A 14,662-nucleotide genomic window follows, 5' to 3' on the forward strand; every position below is an offset into this window, starting at 1 on the left:
CGGCGGGCGCGTCAAGCGCGAGAGCGCCCGGCCGCCAGCCCGGACCACGGGCGCCCGCCTCCGCGGCGCCTCGCGAAGGACGCGCCAGCGCCCGGCGGTCGGTCCTAGGTTGTGACCCGAGGTGCTCGCGCCCGCCGAACAGCTGCCCCCCGCCCTGGCGGAGCCTCGCCGCGCGGAGCTCGTCGTCGCGGTCCACGGCGGACCGGCGATCGACGCGGGCGACGCCATGCGGGCGGGGCATCGGGTCGGCCACGACCTGGGCGTCACGTACCCGGGGCGGCGGGCGGTGGTCCTGCTGCTCTCCGAGGCCGAGCGCGCCCCCCTCGTCCCCGCGGACCCGCGCCTCCCGCCGCCGGAGGTGCCGCTCCTCCCGTGGAGCCACCCCGGCCAGAGCGCGCTCGAGGCCACCCTGCGAGCGGGGGAGCTGTTCGACGCCGCCGCGGTGGCGCTGGTCGTCGCCGGCGGCGAGGAGGAGCTCGGCGGCGGCGCGCGCCACCTCCTCGGGCCGGTCGTCGCGGACGGCTTCGACCTCGCCTGCCCGTGCTACGCGACCCAGCGCTACGAGGGCGTCCTCGCCACCGGGCTCGTCTACCCGTTCACCCGGGCGCTGTTCGGCCGCCGGCTGCGCCAGCCGCTCGGGTACGAGCTGGCGCTGTCGCGCCGGGCGGTGAGCCACCTGCTCGGGGAGGCGTGGCAGGCCGATCCGGCGCACGCCGGCGAGCGCCTCTGGCTGGTGAGCGCCCTGCTGTCGGGCGACTTCCGGGTGGCCCAGGCCTGCCTCGCCGTGCGCCCGCCGCGCCTCGGGGAGGCGGGCGCCGATCTGGCCGCCTCGCTGGCGCAGGTGGTGGGGTTGCTCTTCCACGAGGCGCGCCTCCACGCCGCCACCTGGCAGCGGGTGAAGGGTTCGCGCCCGGTGAAGACCTACGGCGAGCCGGCGCTGCCGTCGGGCGAGGCGGGGCCGCCCCAGCTCGAGCCCATGCGCTCCGCCTTCCAGCTCGGCCACCAGGAGCTGCAGCGGGTGTGGAGCGCGGTCCTGCCCCCGCAGACCATGCTGGCGCTGAAGCGGCTCGCGCGCGAGCCCGAGGAGCGGTTCGCGGTGGACGACGCGCTCTGGGCTCGCGTCGTCTACGACTTCGCGGTCGGCTACCACCTCGCCCTCATGGACCGGGCGCTCCTCCTGCGCTCGATGACGCCGCTCTACCTCGGCTGGGCGGCGGGGTTCGTGCGCGAGCTGTCGGCGCTCCCGCCCGAGGCGGTCGATCCGCGGGTCGAGCGCCTGGCCCATGCCTTCGAGCTGGCGAAGCCCTACCTCATCTCGCGCTGGCGCTGGCCGGACCGCTTCACCCCCTAGGAGAGCGACCATGTGGACCGACGTGGAGCTGGCGTTCCAGGACGGGCTGCACCGGGTCGCGCTGGCGGTGGCCGGCTTCCTGCCCGGCGTGCTCACCATGCTGCTCGTCCTCGCCTTCGCGCTCGGCCTGGCGTACCTCATCCGCTTCGGGCTGCGCCGCTCGCTGGCGGGCATCGACTTCGACCGGCGGGTGCACCGCTGGGGCCTCACCAGCACCGGCGAGTGGATGCCGCGCAACGCGCCCACCGAGGTGGCGGCGCACGCCGGCTTCTGGTTCGTCCTCCTGGTCGGCTTCCTGGCCGGGCTGCGCGTGCTCGGGACTTCCGTCACCGACGCGCTCTCGGCGCGGATCCTCGACTACATCCCGAACCTGCTCGCGGCCGGGCTCATCTTCGCGGTCGGCCTGGCCGCGGCGCGCTTCCTGGAGCGCGCGACCCTCGTCAACGCGGTCAACATGCAGCTCCGCTCGGCGCGCCTGGTCAGCCTGGGGGTGAAGTGGCTGGTGGTGGTGTTCACGGTGGCGCTGGCGCTGCAGGAGCTGCGCGTCGGGGGCCCCATCCTGACCGTCTCCTTCGTGGTCGTCTTCGCCGGCATGGTGCTGGCGGTGGCGCTGGCGGTGGGGCTCGGCGCGCGCTCCGCCGCGCGGCCCGTCGAGGGGCGGGCCGATGAAGACGACGACGACCTGGGCGCCGCCCCGGCCGACACCGGCGAGCAGCCGGTGCAGCACATGTGAGGGCGCGGTGCGGCGCGGCGCCGGCCTGGCGGTGGGGGTGGCGCTCCTGGGCGCGGCGGCCCTCGCCGGCTGCGGCGCGTCCCGCAAGCTGGCCTACCGCCCGGACGAGCTGCGCGCGCTGGTGAGCGCGCGCGCCCCCGACCTCGCGCCCGGAGACGTCACGGTGCCGTTCGAGCTCGGCCCGGAGCGCGCCGCCTGGGCGCGCCGCCTGGTGCGGGACGCGCAGTCCGACGCGGAGGAGGTGGAGCGCCTGGCGGGGGCGATGCTCGACCCGGCCCAGCTCGGCCTGCGCTACGTGTCGTCGGTCACCACCGGCGCGGAGGAGACGCTGCGCCGGTCGGAGGGCAACTGCCTGGCGCTCGCCTCGGTGTTCATCGGGCTCGCCCGCGCCGCCGGGCTGCAGGCGTACTACATCGACGCGTCCATCCGCGTGCACGCGACGCGGGTCGCGGACGACGGCACGGCCGTCAACGAGGGGCACGTCTCGGCGCTGGTGAAGACCGCCTCCGGCAACTTCGGCCTCGACTTCACCCGCCTCGGCACCATCGAGTGGTACCGCGTGCTCGACGACGTGGAGGCGCTGGCGAACTACTACAACAACCGCGGCTTCGAGATGATGGACCGCGCCGAGGTGGAGCGCGCCCCGGTGGACTGGCCGGCGGTCGAGCGCGAGTTCCGGCTGGCGGTGAAGGTGCTGCCCTCGTTCGCCAGGGCCTGGAACAACCTGGGCGTGGCCGCCGCCCGCCAGGGGCGCCTGGCGGAGGCGGCGGCGAGCTACCGCGCCGCCGCCGCGCACGACCCGAAGCTGGCCGCGCCCCACAACAACCTGGGGGAGCTCCACCTGGCCGGCGGCGAGCTCGCCGACGCGGTGCGGGAGCTGGAGACCGCCGCCGCGCTCGACCCCGCCGCGCCGCACGTGCAGTACCACCTCGCGCTGGCGCGGCTGCGCGGCGGCGACCGCGACGGCGCGCGGCGGGCGCTGCGCCGCGCGCTCGAGCTGCGCGCCGGCTACCCGGAGGCGCGGGCGCTCCTGGAGGAGCTCGGGCCGCGCGCCCGTCAGGGGAGCTCGGGCGGCACGTCGGCGGGCTCCGTCAGCTCGAACCAGTAGAAGCCGTAGGCGGAGAGGGTGAGGGGGTAGTCGGCCTCGCCCACCCGCGGGAACTCGGTGTAGCCGAACATCTCGATGGGCGTGTAGCCGCGGAAGCGCTGCAGGGGGAGCTGGGCCGGCTGGGCGAAGCGCGAGAAGTTCGCGACGCACAGGATGACGTCGCCCTGGTACCGGCGCAGGTAGGCGAGCACGGCGCGGTTCTGGACCGGCAGGAACTCGATCGCGCCGCGCCCGAACACCTTGAACAGCTTCCGCAGCCCGATCATGTTCCGCATCCACATGAGGAGCGAGGACGGGTTCTCGAGCTGCGCCTCGACGTTCACCGTCTGGTACCCGTAGACCGGGTCCATGATGGGCGGGCTGTAGAGCGCGGCCGGGTTCGCGCGCGAGAAGCCGCCGTTGCGATCGGCGCTCCATTGCATGGGCGTGCGCACGCCGTTGCGGTCGCCCAGGAAGACGTTGTCCCCCATCCCGATCTCGTCGCCGTAGTACAGGATGGGCGTGCCCGGGAAGCTGAAGAGCAGGCTGTTGAGGAGCTCGATGCGCCGGCGCGAGTTCTCCATGAGCGGCGCCAGCCGCCGCCGGATGCCGAGGTTGAGCCGCATGCGCGGGTCGGCGCTGTAGGCGAGGTACATGTAGTCGCGCTCGTCGTGGGTCACCATCTCGAGCGTCAGCTCGTCGTGGTTGCGCAGGAACAGCCCCCACTGGCACGACTCGGGGATGGCCGGCGTCTGCGCCATGATGTCGAGGATCGGCTTCGTGTCCTCCAGCCGGAGCGCCATGAAGATGCGAGGCATGAGCGGGAAGTGGAACGCCATGTGGCACTCGTCGCCCTCGCCGAAGTAGGGGCGGACGTCGGCCGGCCACTGGTTCGCCTCGGCGAGCAGCATGCAGCCCGGGAAGTCGCGCTGCAGCTCGGCGCGCACCCGCTTGATCACGGCGTGCGTCTCGGGGAGGTTCTCGCAGTTCGTCCCGTCGCGCTCCACCAGGTAGGGGATGGCGTCGAGCCGGAACCCGTCCACCTGCATCCCGGCCCAGAACCGCATCACGTCGAGCATCTCGGCGAGCGCGCGGGGGTTGTCGAAGTTGAGGTCGGGCTGGTGGTGGAAGAAGCGGTGCCAGTAGTACGCCTTCGCCTCGTCGTCCCAGGTCCAGTTCGACTTCTCGGTGTCGGTGAAGATGATGCGCGCGTCCTGGTACCTCTGGTTGGTCTCGCTCCAGACGTACATGTCGCGCTCGGGCGTCCCCGGGGGCGCCCGGCGCGCGGCCTGGAACCAGGGGTGCTGGTCGGAGGTGTGGTTCACCACCAGCTCCACCAGCACGCGGATCCCCCGCTCGTGCGCGGCCGCCAGCAGCCGCCGGAAGTCGTCGAGCGTGCCGTACTGTGGGTTCACGCCGCGGTAGTCGGCGATGTCGTACCCGTCGTCGCGGCCGGGGGAGGGGAAGAAGGGGAGGAGCCAGAGGCAGGTGATGCCGAGCTCCTGGAGGTAGTCGAGCTTGTCGATGAGCCCCGGGAAGTCACCCACCCCGTCGTTGTTCTTGTCGGCGAAGGCGCGGACGTGCGTCTCGTAGACGATGGCGTCCTTGAACCAGAGGGGGTCGCTCGGGCGGCGGGCCATGGCGAGGTCCGGCCGCGCGCGGCCGGAGGCACGCGCTCAAGGTAGCCGGCGCCGGAGCGCGCGCAACGCGCGGCGGCCGCCCGCCCCGCGAGGGCTCCACCGCCCGGCGGCCCGGGGGGCCTTCGGGCCGGGCGCACCCCCGCCGGCGCGCGCTAGCCGGGGCGGATCGCGCTCGCGACGTGGTCGGCGGCCCAGTGCGCCAGCGCGAAGATGGTGAGCTGCGGGTTCACGCCGAGCGAGGTGGGCAGGACCGAGCCGTCCACCACGAAGGCGTTCTCGTGCGCCTCGAGCCGGAGCTCCGGCGTGGTGACGGCGTTCTCCGGATCGCGGCTCATCCGGCAGCCGCCCATCTGGTGGGCGGTGAAGAGCTGCACCCGGCCGGCCTCCCAGGGCGCCCGGTCCAGCTTCGCGACGTCGAGCTCGCCGCGGATCTCGACCGGCTCGTCGTGCAGCGAGTAGACCACCTCGGCCCCGGCCGCGAGGTGGATACGCGCCAGCGCCTTGCACCCCTCGCGCAGCGCCTCCCAGATCTCGGGGCGGAGCGGGTAGTCGAGCCGCACGCGGCCGTCGGAGCGGAGCGACACCGTCCCGCCCTCCTCGCCGGGGAGGAAGCCGTCGATGCTGAGCGCGATGAGCGCCGAGGCGTGCGGCAGGGCCGCCATGAGCTCCTCGTGCCGGGCGCCGAAGCCGCCGAGGGCGGTGGCCGCCAGCATGGGGTGGACCGGCGCTGCCTCGAGGAAGAAGCCCACCTTGCCCGCCCCGCGGTCCGCGAAGTGGTGGGACGAGACGGACTGCGGCGCGCCGTAGTAGCCCTCCACCAGGCCGGGGTGGCGCCCGAACATGGCGGCCACCGGGTGGAGGAAGGTGCGCGTCCCCACCTTGCCCGCGAGGTCGATGCCGCTGCGCAGGAGGAGCGCCGGCGTGTTGATGGCGCCGCCGGCCAGGACCACCAGCTTGGGCCGGACGCGCAGCCACTTGCCGGTGGGTCGGTCGGTCTCGGGGTCGAGCACCTCCGCCACCACCTCGGTGAAGCGGCGGCGCTCGCGGACGAGCTGCACGGCGCGGGCGTTCGCGTACAGGCGCGCGCCGCGGGCGAGCGCGTCCTTCACGTAGCTCTGGTCGGCCGAGAGGCGCGCGCCCAGCGGGCAGCCGAAGCCGCAGTAGCCGAGGTTCTGGCAGCCGTCGACGTTGCGCCGCGTGCGCGCCCGCTCCCACCCGAGCCGCTCGGCGCCGTCGTAGAGCACGCGGTTGTTCGCGTTCACCTCGTCGGCCGGCTGCTCGTGGACGTTGAGCCGCGCCTCCACCGCCTCGAAGTGCGGGGCGAGGGCGGCGGGGGTGAGCGCGCCGAGCCCGTAGGCGCTCCGCCAGTGGGCGAGGACGCGCTCGGGGGTGCGGAAGCTCGTGGTCCAGTTCACCGCCGTGGACCCGCCCACCATGCGCCCCTGCAGCACGGTGATGGCGAGGTCGGCGGTGGCCCGCTGCCCGTGCTCCTGGTACAGGCGCGGGTAGACGACGGCCTCGGAGAGCGGGAGCGAGCCGGGGGGATGGAAGCCCCCCTCCTCCAGGATGACGACGCGGGCGCCGCGCTCGGCGAGCCGCGCCGCCACGACCGACCCGCCGGCCCCGGAGCCGATCACGCACACGTCCGCGGTCAGCTCGAGGTCGCTCGTCACGTCGCGGCCGGTGAAGATCCGGCCCGCCTCGCGGTCGGCCATGTCAGGTCACCTCGCGCGCTCGCCGGCGAGCCCGGCGCGGATGGGAGGGCCGGGATAGCCCACCGCGGCCCAGGTCTCGGGGGAGGCGTAGTAGCTGGCGTGGACCAGGCGCTTCAGCGCGTGGAACCCGGTGCGGCGCAGCGCGAAGCGGCTCTTCGCCCAGGCGTCGAGGCGGAGGTCCTGCTCGGCGGCGCTGGACGCGGTGAAGGTCCGCGGCTGCCGGTCGAGGAGCAGGCCGGCCGCCGCGCTCTCGAAGAGGCGCACGAGGCGCTTCAGCTCCAGCTGCGTGGCGGGGTGGGCCATCGCCACCACGGCGTCCATCCGGGCGGCGAGACCGAGCGCGCGCGGCCGCGGGAAGCCGGGCCGCTCGGGGACGAGCCGGTCCGCGACCGCGAGCAGCACCGACGCCTCCTCGGGCGAGAGCACCTCGAGCCCGCTCGTCCCCTCGGCGGCGAGCCGGGTCTTGCGCGTGGCGAAGAAGCCGGCGCTGCCGAGGGCGAGCAGCGCGGCGCCGAACAGGCCGCGCCGGAGAAAGCTGCGCCGGCTCTGCGGCTCGCCGGGCAGGGCGAGAGAGGGAGGCGGGCGGCGCCGGGACATGAGGGGCGGAGCGTACCGCAAACCGCGGGAGCCGTCCGCACCTGTACCCGCCGATACGCCGGTACCCGCCGGTACGAATGAAGGGTCCGCCGAGGCGGACCCTTCGTCGAGCGCGGGGCCTGCGCTGCTTGCCCCATCTGCCAGCGGAAAGCCGGCACGCTTGCTGACCGCGATTAAGAACCTCGCCGCGGGCGAACGCAAGACCGGGCAGGCTGACGCCTCAACAGGGAGCGCACCCCACCACGGCGGGGGCCCCGGCCGTGAATTCATGCGGCCGGGGCGAGCCCACGAACGGAAGCGGCCCGCTGCGCGGCCCGCGTTACTGCGGGGGCTCGTGCGCCGAGGGGCGGAGGGGTGGCCTCACGCGCCTCCGCGGCGCGGCACGTTGCGGTGCAAGCCGGCGAGCGTTTCTGCACCGGCCGCCGTGGCAATCCGGCAGGTCGTCGGCCGAGCACCGCCGGAGGGCCCCCCCCCGCAGCCCCTCGGCGCATGGCGTTCCTCCTGCGCTGCTCTCATTGCCCGGCTCGCGAGGGGCGGGGTAGTTTCGCCCGAACGGAGGATCGGATGGCGAACGCACGCGGCGCTGCGGGGCATTGTGACGGGAGCTGCGCGTGAGCGCCCGCCGGCTCTCCACCGAAGACCGCGGGGCGATCCGCGTCCTCACCCTCTCGAACCCGGACAAGCGCAACGCGCTCGACTTCGCGAGCCTGGTCGAGCTCGAGGAGGCCTGCGCGGCGGCGGCGCGGGATGGGGTGCGCTGCCTCGTCTTCCGCGGCGCGGGCGACAAGGCGTTCTGCTCGGGGTTCGACATCGCGGCCATCCCGACGGGCCCACAGGAGGGCGACCGGCCGGACCTGGCGGTGGAGCGCGCCATGGAGGCGGTGGAGGCGGTGCCGTGTCCGACCATCGCCTTCCTGAACGGCGGCGCGTTCGGGGCGGGGGCGGAGCTGGCGGCGACCTGCGACCTGCGGGTGGCACGGCCGGGGGTGCAGCTCGGGATGCCGCCGGCCAAGCTGGGCGTGGTCTACGCGCCGGCGGGGCTGCGGCGCTTCCTCCACCTGGTCGGCCCCGCGCGGGTGCGCGAGCTCTTCTTCACCGGCCGGCCGGTGGAGGCGGAGGAGGCGCTGGCGATGGGCCTCATCGACCGCCTGGTGCCGGGCGACGGCGCCGCGCCGGCCGCGCTGGCGCTGGCCGAGGAGATCGCCCGCAACGCGCCGCTGGCGGTGCAAGGGATGAAGCGGACGCTGCGCCTGCTCGAGGCCGCCGCCGAGCGCGGCTTCACCGACGCCGAGCGGACCGAGATCGCCGAGCTGCGCCGGCGCGCCTTCGAGAGCGACGACGTGCGCGAGGGGCGGGCGGCCTTCCTGGAGAAGCGGCCGCCGCGCTTCGGCGGCCGCTGATCAGGGCCGGCCGCGGCGCTCCGGCGCGAGCGTGCGGAAGAACCGCTGCCCGTCCTGCTCCGGAAGCACCACGAACTGGTCGAGCTCGTGGCCGGGCAAGGAGAGGTCCAGCCGGTGGCGCTCGTCGAGCCGGACCTTCTCGATGGTGACCGGCGTGACGCCGACCACCCGGTCGTCGAGCAGGACGCGCGCCCCCGACGGCGCGCTCTCCACCACCACCGCGCCGAGCGCGGCGCGGAGCTCCGCGTGCACGCGCCGCACGAGCTGGCGCGGCGCGGGCGCGAGCGCGTAGCTGGCGGTCTTGCGGTCGGGCGCGGACACCACCACCGTCACCGGCGCGGTGGGCCGCAGGCCCTCGACCACCGCGGGGGTGCCGCCCGGCACGGGCTCGCCGTCGACGGTCACCTGCGCGCCCGGGGGATCGGAGGTCACCACCACCAGGCCGGGCTGGAGCCAGAGCGCGAGCGACCAGGCGCCGGCGGCGGCGAGCCCGGCCGCGAGGAGGCCGAGCACGGCGGCGCGGCCGCGGTCGACCAGCCGGCGCACCGGGCGCGGCGGGCGGGCGGCGGCGCGCGCGGCGACCGGCTGCACCACGGTGGGATCGCGCAGGTCGTCGTCGTCGAAGGCGGGCAGCTGCGGCTCCTCCACCTCGCCGCCGGCCTGGCGCTGCTCGAGCACGTGCTGCAGCACCTTCATGACGAGCGCGTCGTGGGCGCGGGCGGCGCGCTGGCGCGCGATGCGGTCCGAGAAGACCTGCCGCATCTGCTGCCCGAGCAGCTCCTGGACCGCGCTCTGGGGCGTGGGGAAGAGCACGTCCACCAGCGCGTCGGCGAAGGCGTGCGCGCTCGGGTAGCGATCCTCCGGGTCGTAGGCGAGCGCGCGCGCCACGATGGCGTCGAGCTCCTTCGGGATGCGCTCGTCCAGCGCGGAGGGCGGGATGGCCTGCACCTTGCGCGAGGCGATGAGCGACTCGACGTCGGTGGCGCGCGGGAACGGCTTCTGCTTCGTGAGCAGCTCGTACAGGATGATGCCGGCGGCGAAGACGTCGACCCGGTGGTCCCAGGTCTTCTCGATCGAGGCCTGCTCGGGCGCGACGTACCCGAGCTTCCCCATCAGCATCCCCTCCTTGTAGTTGGAGAGGCCGGTGGCGGCGCGGGCGATGCCGAAGTCGAGGAGCTTCACCTCGCCTTCCCACGAGACGAGGGCGTTGTCGGGCGAGACGTCGCAGTGGACGATGTGGAGCGGCTCGCCGTCGGCGCCGGTCTTGCGGTGGGCGTAGTCGAGGCCGTGCAGGAGCTGCAGCACGACGAAGATGGCCTGCTCGGGGGTGAGGTTGACGTTGGCCCGCGCGAAGGCGGCCATCATGTCCTTCATCGACACGCCGTGGACCAGCTCCATGGCGATGAAGTAGGCGCCCTCCACCGCGCCGCACTCGTGGATCTGGGCGATGTTCGAGTGGGTGAGCTGGGCGGTCAGCTTCGCCTCGTTCACCAGCATCTTGATGAAGCCCTTGTCCTTCGCCCGCGAGGCGAGGACGCGCTTCAGCGCCAGCTCCTTCTCGAAGCCGGCCGCGCCCATGATCTTGGCGCGGTAGATCTCGGCCATCCCCCCCACGGCGAGCCGCTGGAGGACGAAGAACTTGCCGAACAGGTGGGGCTTGAAGTCCGGCTGCGCTGCGCGAGCGGGCTCGACCACGCGCGGACTGTACCGTGCCCGGGCGGGGCAGGCCAACCTGCGCCCGCGGCGCTCGCTGGCGCGCTCGCCCACCTCGGCGTAACTTCCCCCACCATGTCGCCTGCCCCGCGCGCCGCCGCGCTCCTCGACCGGTGGCGCGCGCTGCCCGAGGAGCCGCGCGGGGTGGCGCTCGCCGCGGCGCTGGCGGCGCTGGTGTTCCTGCCCTGGCTGGGCGCGGCCGGCCTGTGGGATCCCTGGGAGCCGCACTACGCCGAGGTGGCGCGGCAGATGATCGTCCGCGACGACTTCGTCCATCCCTACTGGGAGAGCGCCTACTTCTTCTCGAAGCCGGTGCTGCTCATGTGGCTCTCCGCCCTCGGCCTCCTGGCCGTGGGCGCGCAGGGGCACGCGCTCCCGCCCGGCGCCGACCCCACGCCGCCCACGCCGAGCGGGCTCTCCGCCTTCACCGAGTGGGCGGTGCGGCTGCCGGTGGCGCTGCTGGCCGTCGTCGCCTGCGCCCTGGTCTTCGTGGCGGTGAAGCGGCTCGTCTCGCGGCGGGCCGGCTACCTCGCCGCCGGCGTGCTCGCCACCTCGCCCTTCTACTTCCTGATGGCGCGGCAGGCGATCACGGACATGCCGTTCGTGGCGCTCCTGACCTCCGGCGCGATGTGCTTCGCCGTCGCGCTGTGGGACGAGGGCGCCCACCGCAGCGCCTGGGCCTACGCCGGGTACGCGTTCCTCGCCTTCGCCACCCTGGCGAAGGGGCTGCTCGGGTTCGGGCTGGCCGGGGCGGCCTTCCTGGCCTGGTTCGCGCTCACCGGCGAGTGGCGGCTCCTCGCCCGGGTCCGCCTGTGGGAGCGCGTGCGCGGGGTCCCCTTGCCGCTCGGGCCCGCCCTCTTCCTCGCCATCGCCGCGCCCTGGTACGTCGCGCTCTCGCTCTTCGCCGGGGTGGACGACGAGGGGAAGGGCTTCGCCTACCGCTTCTTCATCCACGATCACCTGAAGCGGCTCGGCGAGGGCGTGCACACCACCACCCCCGGCGGCACCTTCGACTACTTCGTCCAGGAGCTGGGGTTCGGCCTCTTCCCCTGGGTGGCCGCGCTGCCCGGCGCCCTGGGCGAGCTCGCGCGGGTGCGGCTGCGTAGGCGGACGCGCCGCGACGACCTGGTGCTGTTCGCGGGCCTGTGGGCGGTGCTCGCCTACGTGCTCATGAGCCTCTCCGCGACCAAGTTCCACCACTACATCTTCCCGGCCGTGCCGGCGCTCGCCATCCTGTGCGCGGTCTTCCTCGATCGCCTGCTGGACGAGGGGCTGGAGGCGCACCTCGGCGCGCTCGTGCTCGGGCTGGCCGCGTTCGCGGTGGTCGGCCACAGCCTCTGGGAGACGCCCAAGGCGCTGCCCGACCTCTACGTCTACAACTATGACCGGCCCTACCCCGAGGCGGAGCTGGCGGCGCTCCACCCCGGCCACCGGTTCGGGCCCTTCCTGTTCTCGCTCGGCCCGCGCCCCGTGTTCTCGGCGCTCTTCGCCGCCGGAGGCGTCTTCCTGGCGGCGGCCTGGCTCTGGCGCTCGCGCCGCGCGGCGGTCGCGGCGCTCTCGGGCGTCGCGCTCGCCTTCGCGCTCTACGTCTCCTGGTACCACTGGCGCGAGCTCTCGCCGCACTGGACGCAGCGGCAGATCTTCCGCACCTACCTCGCCGGCCGCGGCTCGCCGGACGAGCCGATCGTCGCCTACTTCATGAACTGGCGCGGCGAGACGTTCTACTCGCGCAACCTGGTCCGCCAGGTCGCGAACGACGTCCGCATGAAGGAGGTCGCGGCCCGGCCTGGCCGGAAGTGGGTGATCGTGGAGCGCGCCCGCTACGGCGCGCTCGAGAAGGCGGTGGGGCCCGGCGCCCGGTTGCGCATCGCGGATCGCTCGAGCGACAAGTTCTTCCTGGTGTCGCTCGAGGGGAGCTGACGGCGGCGTGGGACCGCCGGGCCCTGCGAAGCGCTGGCAGCGGTTCCGCGCGGGCGGCGGGGTGGCCCTCCTGCGTCGCTCCGGACGACCTACCGGGTTGGTACGGCGGCCGGAGCAGAAACGCTGGCGGCGGTTCCGAGCGGGCGGAGGGGTGGCCCTCCTGCGTCGCTCCGGACGACCTACCGGATAGGTACGGCGGCCGGAGCAGAAACGCGCGAACGCCGGGCAACGCAACGTGCCGCGCCGACACGGCGCACGAGGTCCGCGCGCCGGCGCGGCACCGGCGTTGCTGGCGGCAGTAGGGCGAGCGCGGTCTCACGCAGGTCGACCTCCGCTCCTTCGGAGGGCCACCCCGCCGCCCGCTGGCGTGCGTTGCCGTCCGCAGGTCGGGGTCGCGGCCGCGGTCGAGGTCGCAGTCGCGGTCGAGGTCGAGGCCGGGCCCTGCTCGCCTCGCCCCGCGGACTCACGCCGCCGAAATCTCCACGCCCCCGCCGGACCGCCTCGCGGGCTCCGGCCCGCTCCACGCCTTCCCGCCGAGGAACCACCGCAGCGCCTCAGGCGCCCGGCCCACCACGCGCAGGTGGCCGGCGTGGATGCACCGGAGGTGGTGGAACGCGCAGAGGCCGAGCTGGTTGTCGAGCTCGTCCCCGCCGCCGTGCGAGCGGAAGAGGACGTGGTGGGCGTGGGTCGCGCGGCGGCTGCAGCCGGGGACCTGGCAATGCCCCGCGTCCCGGTCCCGCACCTTCCGCGAGCGGCTCCGGGCGCGCTTCCCGCCCTTCCAGGTGTCGAGGAAGTGCTGCGCGAGCACGGCGAGGCAGGTCCCGAGCGGCAGCGGCCTCCCGGTCCGGTCGCGGACGGCTTGCACCGCGGCGGCGAGCACCGCCGCCATCCGGAGCGCCAGCGGGACGGCCAGCTTCCCCTGCGCACGCATCCGCCGCTCGGCCTCGGCCTCGAGCTCGCGCCGGAGCGCGACGCAGGTGAGGCCCTTCGCCCGCGGGGTCCAGCGGGCGATCTCCGTCTCGGGCAGCTTCGCGAGGAGCCGCAGCTTCTCGAACGCCAGCCCCTCGCGCTTCGCCTCCTGGAGCGCCGGCGAGGCCCAGCGCCGCTCCTCGACCTTGGCCCGCTCCTCGACCGAGCGCGCGGAGAGCCCCAGCCGCTCCTCGCAGTACTGGCGGAAGCTCGCGAACCCGAGGAGCCGGTACAGCTGGCTCTTCCGGACCGCCAGGGCGCAGTAGCCGACGAGGTCCTCCCACTCCGCCCGCAGGGCGGCGAGCTCCCGCAGTCGGCCGTCCACCTCCTGGGCGGTGGCGGTCTCGTAGAAGCGGACGTCCGGGGCCGCGATGTCCGGCAGGGCGCGAAGCGCGGCCCAGCGCTCCGTCTCCTCCTCGAGCGCTGCGGCGCGCGCGTCCCCGGTGCGCGCACCGGACGGCCGGACCGCGGCGCCGAGCACGCGCGCCGCGTCCGGGTCTCCCTCGCCCGCGTACTCGCCCGCGAACTCCTGGGCGATCGCCTCGAGCCGCTCGGCGCGCGTCGCGCTGGGCATGAGCTCGCCCGCGAGCGCCAGCGCTTCGTCGAGCACCTCGCGCTCCTCCGGCTCGAGGCGCGCGCCGAGGCGCAGCCACGGCTCCTCCTCGTCGCCCGGCGCCGTCCGCGCCCGGCGGACCTCGGCCTCGAGCGCGCGGACGGTCATCCGCGCCGCGCGCTCCACCCAGGCCGCCTCGTCCTCGCCCACCGCCACCTTCAGCACCGTCTGCGCCGCACGGAGCTTCACCCGACCCGAGGTGAGCGCCTCGCGCAGGAGCGGACGCGTCCGCAGCTCCCGGCCGAGCAGGGCCAGCCCCTCGGCGGCGCGCTTGCCGAGGTCGAGCACCTCCCGCGCGTAGTCGTCGAGGTGGCACGCGAGCTCGGCCAGCCGATCGCCCCGCCGGAGCGCGTCGAGCCCCTCCGCGATGGCCACGTCGAGCGCGCCCCGCGCCCTGGCCGCCCAGGTGAGCAGCGCCTCGCACGCGTCGGCCTCCGGCTCTCCGCCGCGGAACCAGGCGTCGAGCTCGCGCCCGGTGAGCGGCGCGGGCTCGACGGCCGGCGGCGCGAAGCGCGTCCTCCAGGCCTCGGAGGGCGAGCGCGCAGCGAGGTCGGGTGCCGCGTCCATGGGAGAGATCATCGCACGGAGGTCTGACACGGATAGTCAACGGCACCCCACGCGCGGTAGACCCGATCGCGGGCAGCGCACCGAGGCCCATCAGCTCCGTCGCCGCCGCCTGCCCGCACCCGCGCCCCTTCGTCCCCGTGAGCCGGGCAACGCCTTGTCGTCGCGGACGCGCAGGCACGCCCCGCGCTCGACGCCCCGGCTTCGGCGGCGCTCGCCACCGCGGCGCCGCCTGCCCGCCTGCCGCGCCCCCTCTTTGCCCGAAGTCCGCCGACGTCGCGGAGGCAGTCGCTCCATGCTGCGAGGCCGATCGGTGTCTGGCGGCCCCTCTCCCCGGCCCTCTCCCCGCTCCGCGGGCGA

At 75.0% G+C, this 14,662-nt stretch carries 10 protein-coding genes; 5 read left to right on the plus strand and 5 right to left on the minus strand.

The genetic code is table 11. The annotated features are described in order from the left end of the window. Positions 1-121 precede the first annotated feature (121 nt). The 3 genes from HWY08_RS07755 to HWY08_RS07765 are packed head-to-tail and all read left to right on the plus strand — an operon-like array spanning position 122 to position 3,192. Positions 122-1,351 (plus strand): hypothetical protein, encoded by a 1,230-nt coding sequence (locus tag HWY08_RS07755; RefSeq protein ID WP_176064275.1) that lies wholly within the window; start codon positions 122-124, stop codon positions 1,349-1,351. Positions 1,352-1,361: 10 nt separating this feature from the next. Next, positions 1,362-2,084: a mechanosensitive ion channel family protein gene (locus tag HWY08_RS07760; protein ID WP_176064276.1), complete on the plus strand. Its 723-nt coding sequence runs from the start codon at positions 1,362-1,364 to the stop codon at positions 2,082-2,084. A 7-nt stretch (positions 2,085-2,091) separates the two neighbouring features. Further along, positions 2,092-3,192: a tetratricopeptide repeat protein gene (locus HWY08_RS07765; RefSeq protein ID WP_176064277.1), complete on the plus strand. Its 1,101-nt coding sequence runs from the start codon at positions 2,092-2,094 to the stop codon at positions 3,190-3,192. On the opposite strand, the gene treS is transcribed toward HWY08_RS07765, so the two are convergent. The 3 genes from treS to HWY08_RS07780 form a co-directional block, all read right to left on the minus strand. Then, positions 3,141-4,811: a maltose alpha-D-glucosyltransferase gene (gene treS / locus HWY08_RS07770; RefSeq protein ID WP_176064278.1), complete on the minus strand. Its 1,671-nt coding sequence runs from the start codon at positions 4,809-4,811 to the stop codon at positions 3,141-3,143. The two genes, HWY08_RS07765 and treS, sit on opposite strands and share 52 nt — an antisense overlap. Before the next feature lie 152 nt (positions 4,812-4,963). Continuing rightward, positions 4,964-6,526 carry a GMC family oxidoreductase gene (locus HWY08_RS07775; protein WP_176064279.1) on the minus strand — a complete coding sequence of 521 codons (1,563 nt, stop codon included), beginning with the start codon at positions 6,524-6,526 and terminating at the stop codon, positions 4,964-4,966. Positions 6,527-6,532: 6 nt separating this feature from the next. After that, positions 6,533-7,123 carry a gluconate 2-dehydrogenase subunit 3 family protein gene (locus HWY08_RS07780; RefSeq protein ID WP_176064280.1) on the minus strand — a complete coding sequence of 197 codons (591 nt, stop codon included), beginning with the start codon at positions 7,121-7,123 and terminating at the stop codon, positions 6,533-6,535. 611 nt (positions 7,124-7,734) lie between these two features. Here HWY08_RS07780 and HWY08_RS07785 point away from each other — a divergent pair. Next, entirely contained in the window at positions 7,735-8,523 is a 789-nt protein-coding gene (locus HWY08_RS07785) for an enoyl-CoA hydratase/isomerase family protein (protein WP_176064281.1), read from the plus strand. On the opposite strand, the gene HWY08_RS07790 is transcribed toward HWY08_RS07785, so the two are convergent. Continuing rightward, the gene (locus HWY08_RS07790; RefSeq protein ID WP_176064282.1) at positions 8,524-10,218 is read right to left on the minus strand and encodes a serine/threonine-protein kinase; all 1,695 of its coding nucleotides are present in this window, start codon (positions 10,216-10,218) and stop codon (positions 8,524-8,526) included. A gap of 93 nt (positions 10,219-10,311) precedes the next feature. On the opposite strand from HWY08_RS07790, the gene HWY08_RS07795 reads away from it, so the two are divergent. Next, positions 10,312-12,156, plus strand: coding sequence for an ArnT family glycosyltransferase (locus tag HWY08_RS07795; RefSeq protein ID WP_176064283.1), 1,845 nt, complete (start codon positions 10,312-10,314; stop codon positions 12,154-12,156). A 463-nt stretch (positions 12,157-12,619) separates the two neighbouring features. Here HWY08_RS07795 and HWY08_RS07800 read toward each other — a convergent pair whose 3' ends face one another. Beyond that, complete coding sequence (locus HWY08_RS07800; RefSeq protein WP_235969517.1) at positions 12,620-14,305, minus strand: HNH endonuclease; 1,686 nt, start codon at positions 14,303-14,305, stop codon at positions 12,620-12,622. Positions 14,306-14,662 lie beyond the last annotated feature (357 nt).

Source organism: Anaeromyxobacter diazotrophicus, from assembly GCF_013340205.1.
GTDB classification, from domain to species: Bacteria; Myxococcota; Myxococcia; order Myxococcales; family Anaeromyxobacteraceae; genus Anaeromyxobacter_A; species Anaeromyxobacter_A diazotrophicus.

Bases quoted from the DNA above. Each gene is read 5' to 3' on its own strand.
- HWY08_RS07760 (WP_176064276.1), top strand. From the start codon at position 1,362: ATGTGGACCGACGTGGAGCTGGCGTTCCAGGACGGGCTGCACCGGGTC.
- treS (WP_176064278.1), bottom strand. From the start codon at position 4,811: ATGGCCCGCCGCCCGAGCGACCCCCTCTGGTTCAAGGACGCCATCGTC.
- HWY08_RS07775 (WP_176064279.1), bottom strand. From the start codon at position 6,526: ATGGCCGACCGCGAGGCGGGCCGGATCTTCACCGGCCGCGACGTGACG.
- HWY08_RS07780 (WP_176064280.1), bottom strand. From the start codon at position 7,123: ATGTCCCGGCGCCGCCCGCCTCCCTCTCTCGCCCTGCCCGGCGAGCCG.
- HWY08_RS07795 (WP_176064283.1), top strand. From the start codon at position 10,312: ATGTCGCCTGCCCCGCGCGCCGCCGCGCTCCTCGACCGGTGGCGCGCG.
- HWY08_RS07800 (WP_235969517.1), bottom strand. From the start codon at position 14,305: ATGGACGCGGCACCCGACCTCGCTGCGCGCTCGCCCTCCGAGGCCTGG.